Origin of the sequence: Deinococcus metalli (assembly GCF_014201805.1) — a bacterium.
Lineage (GTDB): Bacteria > Deinococcota > Deinococci > Deinococcales > Deinococcaceae > Deinococcus > Deinococcus metalli.
Window position 1 is genome coordinate 125,586 of record NZ_JACHFK010000011.1, and the last position, 14,326, is coordinate 139,911.

Genomic DNA, 14,326 nt, shown 5'->3' on the forward strand with positions numbered 1-14,326 from the left:
GCGCGCCCTTGACAGAGCGGCTTTACAGCGCGGCGATCACGGCGTCCGTGAATTCCTTGGTGCCGGCGGTGCCGCCCAGGTCGCGGGTGCGGGGGCCTTCGGCGAGCACCTTGTTCACGGCGGCGTCGATGCGGCGGGCGGTGTCGTGGTCGCCGATATGGTCGAGCATGATCACGGCGGCCAGGATACTCGCGGTGGGGTTGCTGATGCCCTGCCCGGCGATGTCCGGCGCGCTGCCGTGCACCGACTCGAAGATGCCGAACTTGTCGCCCACGTTCCCGCTCGCGGCGATGCCCAGACCGCCGACCAGTCCAGCGGCGAGGTCGCTGAGGATGTCGCCGAACATGTTTGTCATGACCATCACGTCGAACTGGCGGGGGTTGCGCACGAGCTGCATGGCGGCGTTGTCCACGATCATGGTGCTGGTGTTCAGCCCCTCAACGGTCTTGCAGTGGTCGAGGATGGTGTTCAGGAACAGGCCCTGCGTGACCGGCAGCACGTTGGCCTTGTGCACGACCGTGAGGCGGCCGCTGCGCTTCATGGCGAGGCTGGCGGCGTACCGCCCGATGCGGTCGCTGGCGTCCTTGGTGATCACCGTGTCGGCGATGGCGACGTCGCCGTAGCGGCGCTCCTGCTCGACGTACAGGCCCTGCGTGTTCTCGCGCACGATCACGAGGTCCACGTTCTCGTAGGCGCCGGGCACCGGGCGGGTCTTGGTGGGGCGGACGTTCGCGTACAGGCTGTACTTCTGGCGCAGGTGCCGGATCGCGCCGAAAAAGCCCTTGGGTTTCTCGCCGCTGGGGCTGGTGGCCGCGCCGAACAGGGTGGCGTGGGTGTTTTCCACCGCGTCGTAGGTGGCCTGCGGCACCGAGGTGCCGTGGTCGAGGTAGTACTCGTAGCCGGCCTCGGCATGCACGTATTCCGCGTCGAAGCCGGCGGCGTCCAGCACGCGGCGGGTGGCGGGGATGACTTCGTGGCCGATGCCGTCCCCTTCGATCAAGCAGATGCGGTAGGTCGCCATGTCCCGACCAGTGTAAGCCAGTGCCGTATCCGGAAGGGAGCGATCAAGCCCGCGGGGCGTTACCGGGGGCGTGACGCACCACGTCCGCGGCGAGTTCGGCGGCCAGGAGCGGTCCCAGCAGGAAGCCCTGACTGCCCAGGCCGCGCAGGTGCCACACGCCGTCGCCGTCCCGCCCGGCGCTCAGGCCGGACAGCCGCGTGCCGCGCCACGTGCCGGTGATCCGGGTGCCCGCCAGCGGCGCCAGGGCCGCACCCTTCCCGAGCAGCCAGCCCAGCGACGCGAGTGGCAGGACTTCCGGCCCCCACTGCGCGGCCGGCGCCTCGAAGGTCGCGCCGAGCACCCCGCCCCGCGCCGCCGGAGCGAGGTACGCGCCGAAACTGACGGGCGCGGGTGTGGCGGGCCGGTCAAGAAGCAGCATTGTGCCTGCGCGGTGCGTGCCGGGCAGGCTGGCCCAGGAAGCCCCGACGGCCCCCCCGCAGTGGATGACGGCGGCGGCTGGCAGCACGGAGCCGTCGTCCAGCGTCACGCGGTCGGCGGTCCAGTCCGTCGCCCGCGCGCGGATCACGGCGGCCCCCGAAGCGCGGCGCAGCGCCTGTGTGAAGGCCGCGCCGTCCACCCAGCCGCCCTCCGGCAGGTGCAGCACGGCCTCCCAGCCGGCGGAGAGGGGAAAGGGCACCTCTGCCGGACGGCGCCACGCCGCGTTCAGGCCGTCGGGTCGGTGCCGGTCGAACTTCGCGCGGGTCTTCGCGTCCGGGACGGGCCGGTAGACGCCGGTGGCCCCGTGCGGAATGTCGTGGCCAGCCGCGGCCAGCTCCCGCAGCAGCGCCCACGTGAAGGGCAGGCCCTCCAGCGCCCGATCCGGCACGCGGCCCGCCTGCCCGCGCACCGGGTTGAGCAGCGCCGAGGGCACGGTGCTCGCGGCGTGGATACCCGCGTCGATCATGGTGACGGCCTGCCCGGCCCGGCCCAGGACATACGCCACGCTCGCCCCGGCGATCCCGCCCCCGATCACCACGACCGGCGGCGTCATGCCACCCGGATGGCGCGCAGGCATTCACGTTTGCCCGGCGCTCCGGGGCGGCGCTCGACCCGCAGGCCTGCCGCCTCCAGCGCGCGGCGCACATGCCCGGCGGCGGAATACGTGGCGATCATCCCGCCCGGCGCGAGTGCCCCCGCAAGCCGCGCCACGAAGTCCGGTGTCCAGACCTCCGGGTTGCGGGTGGGCGAGAAGCCGTCGAGGTACAGGGCGGTCGCCCAGTCCTGCGGCAGCGCGGCCTCCAGCACGTCCGCAAAGTGGACGGTGACGGCCACGCCGCCCGCCTCGACGTGAACCGGGGCCGATGGTGCAGTGTCCGGCCAGCGGGCCAGCAGCGCTGCCCACACGGCGGGCATGTCCGCGCCGGCCACCTCGCGCAGCACCTCCACCGGGGCAGGATCGAACTCCCACGCCACGTACGCCAGCGGAGCGCCGCGCCTAGCAGCGTCTGCCACCGTCGCGCGGAAGTTCACGCCCAGCCCGAAGCCCACCTCCAGCACGCGCGGCGCGGGGTGCTCCTGGGTGCCCGTGCCCTCCACGAAGACGTGCCGGGCCTGGGTGGCCGCGCCGTGCCGCGATCCGTACGCCTCGCCGTAGCGGGCGCTCAGCGCCGTGCGCGAACCGTCCGGCGTGGTGATGATCGGCAGGTCGTCGGTCGGCACGCCCCGCAGGATAGTGCGGCGGTCATGACGTCCAGCGCGCGCGCCCTGCTACCCTGACCCGCGATGAGCGTTTCCTCCGTCCCCACCGCGCCGCGCCTCGTCCTGGGCATCGACACGTCCTGCGACGACACCGGCGTGGGCGTCGTGGAACTCGCTCCAGATGGCACCCTGACCGTCCGGTCGAACCGGGTGTGGTCGCAGACCGTCCACGCGCGCTACGGCGGGGTCATGCCGGAACTCGCCAGCCGCGAACACGTGGAACGCATCGCGGACATCACCCGGGACGCGCTTGCGGAGGCGGGCGTGACCCTGTCGGATATCGGCGCTGTGGCGGCCACCTCCGGCCCCGGGCTCGTCGGCGCGCTGCTCGTCGGCCTGATGTACGGCAAGGGCCTCGCGCAGGCGCTGGACGTGCCGTTCTACGCCGCGCACCACCTCGAAGGCCACATCCATGCCGCGGCGGCCGAGGGCAACCTCCAGGCCCCCTACCTGGCCCTCGTCGTGTCCGGCGGGCACACTCACTTGTTCGACGTGCCGCGCGACGGCGAGTACGTGCTGGTCGGCGCCACGAAGGACGACGCCGCCGGTGAGGCCTTCGACAAGATCGCCCGGCTGGCGGGCCTGGGCTACCCCGGCGGCCCCGCCATCAGCGACGCTGCCACGCGCGGCAACGCGGACGCTGTGCTGCTCAAGGAACCCCTCCAGGGTCAGAAGGGCTTCGACTTCAGTTTCAGCGGGCTGAAGACCGCCGCCCTTCTCGCCCACCGCGCCGGCGCGAAGCCAGAAGACCTCGCCGCCAGCTTCCAGCGTATGGCCGTGCACTTCCTCGTGAAGACCACCGTCCGCGCCGCCGAGGCGACCGGGCGGGACACCGTGGTCGTGTCCGGCGGGGTGGCGGCGAACCGGGCGCTGCGCGAGGCCTTCGCGCGCACTGATCTGCGCGTCGTGTTTCCCGGCGCCGGCCTGAACACGGACAACGGCGCGATGATCGCGCTGGCCGGTGCGGCGGCGCTGCAGCAGGGGAGACCGGCGAGCGCGCTGGACGGTGGGGCGAGTGCGTATGCGCCTCTGGCGAACGTCTAGGGCTGAGCGAGTCACTGAGTGCCCCACCCCCCGGCCCCCTACCCCGGAGGGGCAGGGGGAGCGGCGCTGCGCTGGGCATGTGGTCGCCACGTCGTTCAAGCTGGCGTGACACAGGGTCTCGTCAGCGTGGGGCCTTGTAGCTGCCATATGCGTTGTCGTCGTCACCGCCCGCGCGCTGCGCGCACGATGGCTTTCGGTCAGGGGCAGGGTGGGTCGCTTCGGTTGTTGACCCACCCCGTTGCGGGGACTCGCAGAGCTGCTTGCTGAGGCTGAATGGGACTGGACAGCCCCTTAGTCCCTCTCGGGAGACCCAACCGTTGGTCGGTAGCAGAAGTCGGGGGTTCAGGCGCCGGGACGTTGGGCCTTCATGCGCTCGCGGGCGTCGTGGGCAAGTTCGCGGCGCAGGATCTTCATGGCGGCGGTCTTGGGGAGTTCGTCGCGGAATTCGACGGAACGGGGCACCTTGTACGCGCTCAGCTGGGCGCGGCAGTGCGTGATCAGGTCCTTGTCAGTCACGGTCTGGCCGGGGCGCAGGGCCACCACGGCGTGGACGCTCTCGCCGCGGTACTCGTCCGGCACACCCACGGCGGCGGCTTCCATCACGGCGGGGTGGGTCATCAGGATTTCCTCGACTTCACGCGGGTAGATGTTGAAGCCGCCCGCGATGATCAGGTCCTTCTTGCGGTCGACGATGCGGAAGTACCCGGCGTCGTCCATGGTGGCGAGGTCGCCGGTCTTCAACCACGTGCGGCCGTGGGCGTCCACGAGGGTCGCGGCGGTCTCGTCCGGGCGCTGCCAGTAGCCCTGCATGACCATCGGGCCGGCCACCCACAGTTCGCCGGTCTCGCCGTGCGGGACGGGCTGGCCGTGGTCGTCCACCACCAGGGCGTCCACGCCGGGGAAGGGCAGGCCGATGCTGCCCTCCTGCTGCTCACCGAAGATCGGGTTGGTGTGGGTGATCGGGCTGGCTTCGGTCAGGCCGTAGCCCTCGACAAGGTTCGCGCCGTTCGTGATGTCGCGGAAACGCCGGGCGGTCTCGCGCAGCAGGGGGGCGCTGCCGCTGATGCACGCGCGGATGGTGGTCAGGTCGTGCGCGGCGGTCTCGGGATGGGTGTTGATGGCGTTGTACAGCGTGGGCACGCCGGGAAACAGCGTGGCCTTCGTGCGGGAGATGCCGTCCAGCACCATCCGGAGGTCCCGCGGATTGGGGATCAGCACCATGGTCGCGCCAGTCAGGACGCTGAGGTTCATGGCGACCGTCATGCCGTACACATGGAAGAACGGAATGGCGGCGAGCGTGACCTCCTGGCCCTCGCGCAGGCCGGCCATCCACGCGCGCGCCTGCTCGGCGTTCGCCACGAGGTTGCGGTGAGACAGCATCGCGCCCTTGGGCGTGCCGGTGGTGCCGCCGGTGTACTGAAGCAGCGCGGTGTCCCCGGGGCGGCGGGTCACGCCGGGCACGGCAGGTGGCTGCGAGCGGATCACGGCCGAGAAGGGCAGGGTGCGCTCGGCGGCCGGCACGCGCACCCACGTGCCCTCATGGCGGGCCTTGAGGGGGTACAGCAGGTTCTTGGGAAACGGCAGCGCATCCTGGATACCGGTGACCAGCACGCGCTTGACCGGGACCTGCGCGCGGATCTGCTCGTAGCGCGCGTAGAAGGTGTCGAGCAGGATCAGCGTCTCGGCGCCCGAGTCGGTCAGCTGGTGCCCGAGTTCGGAGGGCGTGTACAGCGGACTGGTGTTCACGACCACGGCGCCCGCGAGCAGTGCGCCGTAGAACGCGGTCACGAACTGCGGGCAGTTGGGCAGCATGATCGCGACGCGGTCGCCGGGCCGCACCCCTACCTTGTGCAGCGCGCTCGCCAGGCGGCGGGCGTCGTCCAGCAGGGCGCGGTAGGTCGTCGTGGCGCCCAGGAAGTCCAGGGCCACCCTGTCCGGCCAGGTGGCGGCGGCGTGCTCCAGCAGCTGCGGCAGGGTGCGCTCGGTGGGCTGGAAGTCGTGCGGCACGCCGGGTTCGTAGTGCGTGAGCCAGGGGCGGGGCAGGGGCTGGGTCATGGCGTCCTCGGGAGCAGTGGGCGGGGTGGAGTGAAGCGGGAGCGCGGAGGGGGCGCCGCCAGGGCGGGCACGGCGGAGGCCGTCGTCGGAACTGCACCGGGTTCTAAATTGAACCAAGTATAAGTTATCGGCGCGGCCCCGGCGTTCACCCGGCGGGGGACACCCACCCCGGTGAGCGGCCCCGCGCCCTGCTAGGGTGCCCGCATGAGGTACCGCACCTTCGGCGAACCCGACTACGCCGCCCTCCAGGCGCTCGACGCGGCCGCACTCCGGCACGCCGACCCTGCCTTCGAGACTCTGCCGGAACGCGAGCGCGACGGCCGCGCGCACACCAGCCTCGCGGCCCTGAAGTTCTACGAACGCAGCGAGCACTCCTTCGTGGCCGAGGACGACAGCGGCCTGCGCGGCTTCGTGTTCGCGCAGCACGTTTGGCAGGGTGACCGGCCCATCGTCCTGATCCGCACCGTGTCGCTCGCGCCGGACGCGCCGGACGGCACGGCGGGCGGCCTCTTCCAGGCGGTCGTGAAGAGCGCGTACGACAGCGCCGTCTACGAGCTGCACTTCCCCGTGACGCCCGCCCTGCACGCCAAGGCGCGCGAGGAGGGCACCGTCAGCCCCGGCCCCTACGGGATCTGCCACCTGGGCAGCCGCACCGAGACCGCGCCGGGCCCGCGCGTGGGTTCCCCCGCGTGATCCCAGTCGCGGCACAGACAGCGCCGGCACCCGGCGGCATAATGCCCGCATGACCACCCCACCCACCCGCGTCCTGCTGGGCGTCCGCGGTATGAGCCGCGATGCCGGGCGGACGGTCGCCGCCGCCCTCCTCGCCACGCCCGGTGTGCAGCGCGCCACGCCCGACGAGGGCCAGATCGAGGTGTATTACGACGCCACCGAACTCACGGTCATGGACCTCGTGCGCCGCGTGCGCGCCCAGGGCTTCCTGGCCGGCATGCTCTGAGCGTGGCGCTGGGGTATGTCGGCGTCCTGACCATCCGGGTGGACATGCCGTGGGTCAGCAACCTCAAGGAAAAACGCGCTCTGGTGCGCCCCGTCGTGGAGCGCCTGAAGGCCCGCTACCCCCTGACCGTGGCCCGGCTGGACGGCCTGGACGCCCACGACTGGGAGGTGATCGGCGTGGCGACCATCAGCAACGACTACGGCTGGGTCGAGGAGACCCTGCGCATGGCCGCCGACTACATCGCCAAGGAAGGGCCGTACCGCGTGACCAGCGAGCAAACCGTCATCACGCCGCTGGACGGTGAAGAACTGGGTACCGACCCGGACGACGACTGACCCGGAGGGAATAGAGCGGAGGCGGCCAGGGAGTCCCCGGCCGCCTCCGCTCCTCATCCGTCTACTTCCGCGCGGCGAGGTCCGTGGTCAGGGTCTTGAAGGCCTCGGGCCGGCTCAGCACGCGCCAGTTCAGGACGTTCGCGCCGCTGAACTGCCCCACCGCGTTGGCGCTGCAGTCGTAGGTGACGTTCGCCTTGCGCATGATCGGCCACACCACGGCCGCCGCGCGCCCCGCCACGTCGCGCCGGGCGACCGGCCCGAACAGGCGCGAGTCCTCGGAACCGTTCGCGGTGCGGTTGTCACCCATCACGAAGTACGAGCCGGCCGGCACGGTGATTTCCGCCTGGTTCGGCACCACGCTGTACTGGTCCGAGGTGGTCTGGGTCGCAAGCGGGCTCTGCGTGTCCCAGCAGCCCTGCTCACGCCAGTAGTCGGTGGTCCACGACGAATCGAGCTTCACGCCGTTGACCGTGACCTCGCCGGCCTGCACCTTGATCCTGTCGCCGGGCAGGCCGATCAGGCGCTTGATCAGGAAGGGCCGGTAGGTGTACAGCCCGAACGCGCTCTTGTTCAGGTTGGCGATCTTTGCGGATGCCTCGCGCGGCGGCTTGAAGATCAGGATGTCGCCGCGTTTGAATTCCCCCACGCCGGCCTTGTGCAGCCACGTCTCGTACTTCGGCACGAACACCCGCTCACGGTCGCGCAGGTTGGGCATCATGCTCACGCCGTCCACGCCGACCAGCGTCGCCACGAACTGCGTGATGACCACCGCGAACACGATGGGTTCCAGCAGTTCCTTCCACAGTTTCTGCAGCGCGGTCGGGGCGGCTTTACTAAGTCTCGTCATGCACCGCGCAGGATAGCCCATCCATTCTGAAGATCAGCAGGAGCGCAGGGCCCGCGTGACTCGTCCGGTGGGGGAGGGCCTATCCGGTGGCCCGATCCCTGGGGTAGCTTGGAGCCGTGCCGCTCGCAGGACAGGTGGTTGGAGATGGAATCCGGCTCGTCCGCCCGGTCGGTCGCGGCTCGCACAGCCTGGTGTACTTCGGCGTGTCCAGAGAAGGCCAGCCCTGTGCGGTGAAGATCTTCCCCGCGCACCTCGCCCACTTCGCGGACCGCGAGTACCACCACGCCCGGGGCCTGGACCACCCCCGCCTGGGCCGCATGATCGGCCGGGCCGACGTGGACGGCCAGCCCGCCCTGGTGGCGGCGCTCGCCCGCGGCGAGGTGCTGTTCACGCGCTACGCCCAGCGGCCCGCCGCCACGCACGACCGGCGCGCGTTCCTGCTCACGATGGCGCACGTTCTGGACGGCCTGGCCTACCTGCACGGGGTGGGGCTGGTGCACCGCGACCTCAAGCCCGAGAACATCATCGTCGAGACCGACGGCAGCGCGAAACTGGTGGACTTCGACCTGTCCGGCCCGGCGCTGGAGACCTTCGAGGCGCCCACCCGCTTCGGCACCGCCGCGTTCCAGAGTCCGGAGGCGGCGCGCGGCGAACCCCTCGGGCCGGAGAGCGACCTGTACGGCGTGGGCATCCTGCTCGGCTGGGGCCTCCACGGTCTTCTGGCCGAGCCCGGCGAGACGTGGCCGGGCACGACGGACCCGCTGGCGAGCCTCCACGCGGCCCTGGTCCGCCCGGACCGGCGCGAGCGCCTGCACGACGCGCAGGCGGCGAGGCGGGAACTGCTCCGCCTCGCCGGCCTGCCGTACTGACGGGTTCTAGCCCAGCACGATCCGCGCCTCGTTCGGACGCAGCGGCGCGCCGGGCTGCGGCCGGTCGCCCTCGCTGCTGAGCAGGGTGTCCCCGTTCCCGAGGTCTCCGAGGTCGTGGGTGCCGGCCCCGAAGTTCAGCAGCACCGTCACGGTCTCGCCCTCCAGCTCACGGCGGTACGCGAGGACGTCCTCCGCGCCCGTGTCGAGACTGGTGTACGAGCCGGCCAGCAGCGCCGGGTGCTCGCGGCGCAGGCGGGACAGGGCGCGGAAGTAGTGCAGGTCGCTGGCGGAGTCGGCCTCCTGCGCGGCCACGTTCACCGCCACCGCGTCGTCCGCGAGCGGCAGCCACGGCGTGATGCCCGCGCCGGTGAAGCCCGCGTTCTCGGTCTCGTCCCACTGCATGGGAGTGCGTTCCGGGTCGCGGCTCGCGGCCGGCACGTCCGGCTGTTGCAGGCCCGCCGGGTCGACCATGCGGTCCAGCGGAATCGGGACGTTCTGCATGCCGATCTCGTCACCGTAGTACACCGTGGGCGTGCCGCGCAGGGTCAGCAGCAGCGTCTGCGCCACGCGGTACTGTGCCGCACCCACCCGCGTCTTGAAGCGGTGCTGGTCGTGGTTGCCCAGCACCCAGTTCGGCCATGCGCCCGCCGCGCGGCTCGCCGCGTCGTAGCCGTCCGCGAAGGCGCGCACCACGCCCGCTTGCCACGGCAGCAGGATCAGGTGGAAGTTGAAGGGCAGGTGCACCATCTGGGCGTCGGCCGTGCCCGCGTAGGGCAGCAGTTTCTCCATCGGCAGGTAGATCTCGCCCACCATCATGCGGTCGTCGAACTCGTCCAGCACGCGGCGCATCTCACGGATGTAGTCGTGGGTCTCGGGCTGGTCCTGCGTGTAGATGTGGTCGAGTTTCGCGTGCTCGACGGTGCCCGGTGTCCACGCAGGGTTCTCGGGCTCGTCCAGGAAGCGCTCGTCCTCGGCCAGCAGCCAGATCACGTCCACGCGGAAGCCGTCCACGCCGCGGCGCATCCAGAAGCGCAGCACATCGCCCATCGCGGCGCGCACCTGTGGATTGCGCCAGTTCAGGTCGGGCTGGCTGGGCAGGAACTGGTGCAGGTAGTACTGCCCGCTCGCCGGGTCAAGCGTCCACGCGGGGCCGCCGAAGAACGACACCCAGTTGTTGGGCGGCCCGCCGTCCGGCGCGGGATCACGCCACACGTACCAGTCGCGCTTCTCGCTGTCCCGCGAGGCGGTGGACTCGCGGAACCACGCGTGGTCCGAACTGGTGTGGTTCGGCACGTAGTCGAGCATGATCTTCAGGCCCAGGGCGTGCGCTCCGGCCACCAGCTCGTCGAAGTCAGCGAGCGTGCCGAACAGCGGGTCGATGTTGCAGTAGTCCGCGACGTCGTAGCCGAAGTCGCGCATGGGGCTGGTGAAGATGGGCGAGAGCCACACGGCCTCGATGCCCAGGCTGGCGAGGTACGGCAGCCGCGCGGTGATGCCGCGCAGGTCGCCCACGCCGTCGCCACCGCTGTCCTGGAAGGACCGGGGGTAGATCTGGTAGATGATGCCGCGCTGCCACCACTTCAGTTCGCCCGCCAGGGTCGTGCGTTCGGTCATGCCCGCAGCGTAGCAGGAAAACGGGCTGACTGAATCGATTCAGAAGACCGGTCTAGGCAATCCGGCGGCCACTGACGCCCCGCTCAGTTCGCCGGCGTGTCTGAGCCCAGGCGCACGGTCACGTCCGCCCCGGGCACACCCGCCGTGGCCGCGACCGAACCGTGCCCCACGTCCCGCTGCACCCGGCCGGCCAGGGTGCCCGAGATGGTCGTCGCGGCCGGACCGCGCGGACCGTTCGCGATGGACACGTTGCGGTAGCCCAGCTCCTCCAGCCGGGTCTTCAGCCTCCGCGCGCTGCCGTCCGGCGCGTCCACGTTCACCACTGCCACGTTCAGGAAGCGTGGGTCGTTCGGGTCCCGGAAGGATTTGGCGACCAACGCGTCCAGCGCCGCCTGGTCCACGTTCCACACACTTGCTGCGCCCTGATACCCGAAGGTGCCGGGCACCGTGCTGGTCTGGAGCTTCATGCCGCCCGCCGCCGCCCCCAGCAGCGCGCCCATGGTCTGTTTGTCCAGGCCGGACTTCGTGTTCCGGTCGACTGCGCTGAGCATCAGCGGCACGCGCCACCAGTTCCACGGCCGCTTGACCTGCCCGGCCAGCGCCTTCAGGAACAGCTGCTGACGCGCCACCCGCCCGATATCGCCCAGGTTGTCGTGCCGGAAGCGCAGGAAGCCCTCGGCCTGCACGCCGTTCAGGTGCTGTGGGCCCGGTTGCAGGTCAATGTGCAGGTGCCCGGCGTTGTCGTCGTACTTCATGCGGCTCGGCACGTCCAGCGTGATTCCGCCGGCCGCGTCGGTCAAGGCCCGCAGGGCGTACAGAGACACGAACGCGTAGCCGTCCACGTGCACGCCGGTCAATTTCTGCACCGCCGCGATCAGCATGTCCGGCCCGCCGTGCGGATTCGCGCCGTTGATCTTGCCGTAGCCCCATCCGGGAATATTCATCCACGAATCCCGCGGAATGCTCAGCAGGTTCACCTGCCCGTCCGGCCGCGCCTGGGCGAGCAGAATGGTATCCGTGTTCCCGCTGTAGTCCTCGGGTTTTGCCGGCCACGGCCACACCGGTGCGGTGTCGTCGTACCGTGGCGCCACGCCGGCCAGCAGCACCGTCACCGGCCGGTCCGGACGCTGAGGCCACGCTCCATACCGGGCCAGAAACGGAGCGGCCGGGGCCGCCACCGCCACCACCGCAGCCAGCACCACGCCCACGACGACCCTTGCACGCACGCGGCGAGCATACCGGCCGGCGCAGGCAAAGTCATTCACCATTGGGATGACGGGGTGCTGGGGCGAGCGGGAGAGTGCCACCTCTACAGAAAGCCTTGAGGGGCACCCAATATGGATGTCAGCGGCGACGGTGTTCCGTGTCAATTCGCAGCCGTCAGTTTCCGCAAACCGGCTGCGGACGCCTACCCGCTGACGCTCGGGTTCTGGACAGGTGGGCGAGTTGCGCGCTGTACGGACTTTCCTCCGTTCGCAATCGCCCGGGGAACACGCCATGTTGGACGGGCAGCTACTGACGGCTCAGTCGAACGTAAAGGCGCCGTCCTCCACATCGACGGTCACCGCGCCACCGTCTTTCAGGCGCCCGAACAGGAGTTCGTCGGCCAGGGGGCGTTTGACTCGCTCCTCGATCACGCGGGCAAGGGGGCGGGCGCCCATCGCCGGGTCGTAGCCGAGGTCTGCCAGCCGCGCGCGGGCAGCGTCCGTGACGGTCACGGTCACCTGCCGCTCGGCGAGCTGGGCCGACAGGTCGCGCAGGAACTTGTCCACCACGCCCGCCATGACCTCGCGCGACAGCGGCCGGAAGTGGATCACGGCGTCCAGGCGGTTGCGGAATTCCGGCGTGAAGGTGCGCTTCACGGCCTCGGCCGATTCGCCGGGGCGGCCCTCGCGCGAGAAGCCCAGCGCGGGCCGGCTCGCGTCGGCCGCGCCAGCGTTCGTGGTGAACACCAGGATCAGGCCCCGGCCATCCACCTTCTTGCCGGCGTGGTCGGTCAGGGTGCCGTGATCCATGAGTTGCAGGAAGATGTTGTACACGTCCGGGTGCGCCTTCTCGATCTCGTCGAGGAGCAGCACGGCGTGCGGGGCCTTCGCCACGGCGTCCGTGAGCAGGCCGCCCTGGTCGAAGCCCACGTAGCCGGGGGGCGCGCCGATCAGCCGGGCAACGGTGTGCGGCTCCTGGTACTCGCTCATGTCGAAACGCGACAGGGTCACGCCCAGCCGGTCGGCCAGCGCGCGGGCCAGTTCGGTCTTGCCCACCCCGGTCGGCCCGGCGAACAGGAACGCGCCCTGCGGCTTCTGCGGATCGCGCAGTCCGGCGCGGGCGAGCTTGACGGCCGAGGCGACGGCCCCCACCGCCTCATCCTGACCGTACACACGCGTCCGGAGGTCGGCCTCCAGCGTGGCGAGCGACTGCACTTCCTCGGCCTTGACCGCCCCGACCGGGACGCGGGCCATGCGGGCCACGGTCGCCTCGATGTCCGGCACGTCGATCACGCCGCCCTGTCCGGCGCTGCTGCGGGCCGCGCCCGACTCGTCCAGCACGTCGATGGCCTTGTCCGGCAGGAAGCGGTCGCGCAGGTGCCGCGCCGAGAGCCGCACGGCCGCGTCCAGCGCCGGGTCGGTGTACGTCACGCCGTGGTGCTCGGCGTAGCGGCCCGCCAGGCCGCGCAGGATCGCCAGGGCGTCCTCCTCGGACGGTTCGGGCACGTCCACCGTCTGGAACCGCCGCCACAGCGCGCGGTCTTTTTCCAGGTGACGCAGTTCCGCCGGCGTGGTCGCACCCAGCACGCGCAGCTTGCCGCGCGCCAGGGCGGGCTTGAGGAGGTTCGCGGCGTCCACGCTGCCGCCCTCGGTCGCTCCTGCGCCGACCAGGGTGTGCAGCTCGTCGATGAACAGCACCGCGTTCTGCCCGTCGAGTTCGGCCAGCACGCCCTTGAGTCGCTGCTCGAAGTCCCCGCGGAAGCGGGTGCCGGCCAGCAGCGCACCCAGGTCGAGCGCGTACACGGACGCGCCCTTCAGGAAGCCCGGTGCCCGTCCGTCGACCACCCGCTGCGCCAGACCCTCGGCCAGCGCGGTCTTGCCGACGCCCGGCTCGCCCACCAGCACCGGGTTGTTCTTGCCGCGCCGCGCCAGCACGTGCACCACGCGCTCCAGCTCCACGTCACGGCCGATCACCGGGTCGAATTCCCCGGCGCGGGCCTGCTCGGTGAGGTTCGCCGCGTAGGCCTCCAGCGGGCTCTGCTGCGGCTCGGCCTCGGCCTCGGTGCCGTCCACGCCGGCCGTCACGCGCTCCCGGCCGCGGCCGTCCACCTTCGCCACGCCGTGCGAGATGTAGCTCAGTACGTCCAGCCGCGTGACCCCCTGCGCCTCCAGTGCCGCACGCGCCGGGCTGTCGGGTTCCTCCAGCAGTTCGGCCAGCACGCGGGCGCCGTCGGCCTGTTCGTGCCCCTTGCCGCTGGCGTGCAGTTGCAGCACGGCACCCTGCAGGGCGCGGTGTACGCCCAGCGTGAAGTCCGGCTCGGCGTCCTCCACCACCTCCAGTTCGGCCAGCGTGTCCTGGAGGGCGTCGCGCAGTCCCGGCACGTCCACGCCCAGGGCCAGCAGCGCGTCGCGCGCTTCCGGGTCGTGCGTCAGGGCCAGCAGCAGGTGCTCCTGCGTCACGTATTCGTGCCCCGCCTCACGCGCGTAGTCCGCCGCGCGGCCCACCGTGACCTGCAGATGTTCCCCGATCATGCGAACCTCAGGTGAGCCAGGGGCGAACCCGAGCGGAGCGAGTGTGAGAGAGATACGGGAGTGAAGCGATGTAAAAAAGATGTGCCGATCCGTGCACGGCAACTCTTGG

Annotated in this window: 13 protein-coding genes; 5 read left to right on the plus strand and 8 right to left on the minus strand. The window is 71.1% G+C overall.

What is annotated here, in order from left to right:
• Positions 1–22 precede the first annotated feature (22 nt).
• Genes HNQ07_RS18505 through mnmC2 form a run of 3 tightly spaced genes read right to left on the minus strand, consistent with a single transcriptional unit; the run spans position 23 to position 2,719 of the window.
• Positions 23–1,021: an isocitrate/isopropylmalate dehydrogenase family protein gene (locus tag HNQ07_RS18505; RefSeq protein ID WP_184114568.1), complete on the minus strand. Its 999-nt coding sequence runs from the start codon at positions 1,019–1,021 to the stop codon at positions 23–25.
• Between the two features lie 43 nt (positions 1,022–1,064).
• Positions 1,065–2,051 carry an NAD(P)/FAD-dependent oxidoreductase gene (locus tag HNQ07_RS18510; protein WP_229832178.1) on the minus strand — a complete coding sequence of 329 codons (987 nt, stop codon included), beginning with the start codon at positions 2,049–2,051 and terminating at the stop codon, positions 1,065–1,067.
• On the minus strand, positions 2,048–2,719 hold the full coding sequence (gene mnmC2 / locus HNQ07_RS18515; protein ID WP_229832180.1) for a tRNA (5-methylaminomethyl-2-thiouridine)(34)-methyltransferase MnmC2: 672 nt from the start codon (positions 2,717–2,719) through the stop codon (positions 2,048–2,050). The genes HNQ07_RS18510 and mnmC2 overlap by 4 nt, the downstream gene beginning before the upstream one ends.
• Positions 2,720–2,782: 63 nt before the next feature.
• Here mnmC2 and tsaD point away from each other — a divergent pair, with 63 nt between their 5' ends.
• Positions 2,783–3,802, plus strand: a complete 1,020-nt coding sequence (gene tsaD, locus HNQ07_RS18520; protein WP_184114572.1) for a tRNA (adenosine(37)-N6)-threonylcarbamoyltransferase complex transferase subunit TsaD — start codon at positions 2,783–2,785, stop codon at positions 3,800–3,802.
• Positions 3,803–4,144: 342 nt separating this feature from the next.
• Here tsaD and HNQ07_RS18525 read toward each other — a convergent pair whose 3' ends face one another.
• Positions 4,145–5,857 (minus strand): long-chain-fatty-acid--CoA ligase, encoded by a 1,713-nt coding sequence (locus HNQ07_RS18525; RefSeq protein ID WP_184114574.1) that lies wholly within the window; start codon positions 5,855–5,857, stop codon positions 4,145–4,147.
• A 204-nt stretch (positions 5,858–6,061) separates the two neighbouring features.
• Between HNQ07_RS18525 and HNQ07_RS18530 the strand changes: the two genes are divergently transcribed.
• From HNQ07_RS18530 to HNQ07_RS18540, 3 genes are read left to right on the plus strand one after another with little or no spacing between them, the layout of a single operon-like run.
• Positions 6,062–6,550: a DUF1999 domain-containing protein gene (locus HNQ07_RS18530; protein WP_184114576.1), complete on the plus strand. Its 489-nt coding sequence runs from the start codon at positions 6,062–6,064 to the stop codon at positions 6,548–6,550.
• A 49-nt stretch (positions 6,551–6,599) separates the two neighbouring features.
• Positions 6,600–6,815, plus strand: coding sequence for a heavy-metal-associated domain-containing protein (locus HNQ07_RS18535; protein WP_184114578.1), 216 nt, complete (start codon positions 6,600–6,602; stop codon positions 6,813–6,815).
• Between the two features lie 2 nt (positions 6,816–6,817).
• The gene (locus HNQ07_RS18540; protein ID WP_184114580.1) at positions 6,818–7,150 is read left to right on the plus strand and encodes a DUF503 domain-containing protein; all 333 of its coding nucleotides are present in this window, start codon (positions 6,818–6,820) and stop codon (positions 7,148–7,150) included.
• Positions 7,151–7,211: 61 nt separating this feature from the next.
• Here the strand turns inward: HNQ07_RS18540 and lepB are convergent, their stop codons facing one another.
• Complete coding sequence (gene lepB, locus HNQ07_RS18545) at positions 7,212–7,997, minus strand: signal peptidase I (protein ID WP_184114582.1); 786 nt, start codon at positions 7,995–7,997, stop codon at positions 7,212–7,214.
• Between the two features lie 116 nt (positions 7,998–8,113).
• On the opposite strand from lepB, the gene HNQ07_RS18550 reads away from it, so the two are divergent.
• A complete protein-coding gene (locus HNQ07_RS18550; protein ID WP_184114583.1) occupies positions 8,114–8,866 on the plus strand; it encodes a protein kinase domain-containing protein in 753 nt (250 codons plus the stop codon).
• A gap of 6 nt (positions 8,867–8,872) precedes the next feature.
• On the opposite strand, the gene HNQ07_RS18555 is transcribed toward HNQ07_RS18550, so the two are convergent.
• The 3 genes from HNQ07_RS18555 to HNQ07_RS18565 form a co-directional block, all read right to left on the minus strand.
• Complete coding sequence (locus tag HNQ07_RS18555; RefSeq protein ID WP_184114584.1) at positions 8,873–10,480, minus strand: alpha-amylase family glycosyl hydrolase; 1,608 nt, start codon at positions 10,478–10,480, stop codon at positions 8,873–8,875.
• A gap of 83 nt (positions 10,481–10,563) precedes the next feature.
• Positions 10,564–11,706, minus strand: a complete 1,143-nt coding sequence (locus HNQ07_RS18560; protein WP_308430884.1) for an LCP family protein — start codon at positions 11,704–11,706, stop codon at positions 10,564–10,566.
• 297 nt (positions 11,707–12,003) lie between these two features.
• The gene (locus tag HNQ07_RS18565; RefSeq protein ID WP_184114586.1) at positions 12,004–14,217 is read right to left on the minus strand and encodes an AAA family ATPase; all 2,214 of its coding nucleotides are present in this window, start codon (positions 14,215–14,217) and stop codon (positions 12,004–12,006) included.
• Between the last annotated feature and the right edge of the window lie 109 nt (positions 14,218–14,326).

Bases quoted from the DNA above. Each gene is read 5' to 3' on its own strand.
- HNQ07_RS18565 (WP_184114586.1), bottom strand. From the start codon at position 14,217: ATGATCGGGGAACATCTGCAGGTCACGGTGGGCCGCGCGGCGGACTAC.
- HNQ07_RS18505 (WP_184114568.1), bottom strand. From the start codon at position 1,021: ATGGCGACCTACCGCATCTGCTTGATCGAAGGGGACGGCATCGGCCAC.
- lepB (WP_184114582.1), bottom strand. From the start codon at position 7,997: ATGACGAGACTTAGTAAAGCCGCCCCGACCGCGCTGCAGAAACTGTGG.
- HNQ07_RS18525 (WP_184114574.1), bottom strand. From the start codon at position 5,857: ATGACCCAGCCCCTGCCCCGCCCCTGGCTCACGCACTACGAACCCGGC.
- HNQ07_RS18530 (WP_184114576.1), top strand. From the start codon at position 6,062: ATGAGGTACCGCACCTTCGGCGAACCCGACTACGCCGCCCTCCAGGCG.
- HNQ07_RS18510 (WP_229832178.1), bottom strand. From the start codon at position 2,051: ATGACGCCGCCGGTCGTGGTGATCGGGGGCGGGATCGCCGGGGCGAGC.
- tsaD (WP_184114572.1), top strand. From the start codon at position 2,783: ATGAGCGTTTCCTCCGTCCCCACCGCGCCGCGCCTCGTCCTGGGCATC.
- HNQ07_RS18535 (WP_184114578.1), top strand. From the start codon at position 6,600: ATGACCACCCCACCCACCCGCGTCCTGCTGGGCGTCCGCGGTATGAGC.
- HNQ07_RS18555 (WP_184114584.1), bottom strand. From the start codon at position 10,480: ATGACCGAACGCACGACCCTGGCGGGCGAACTGAAGTGGTGGCAGCGC.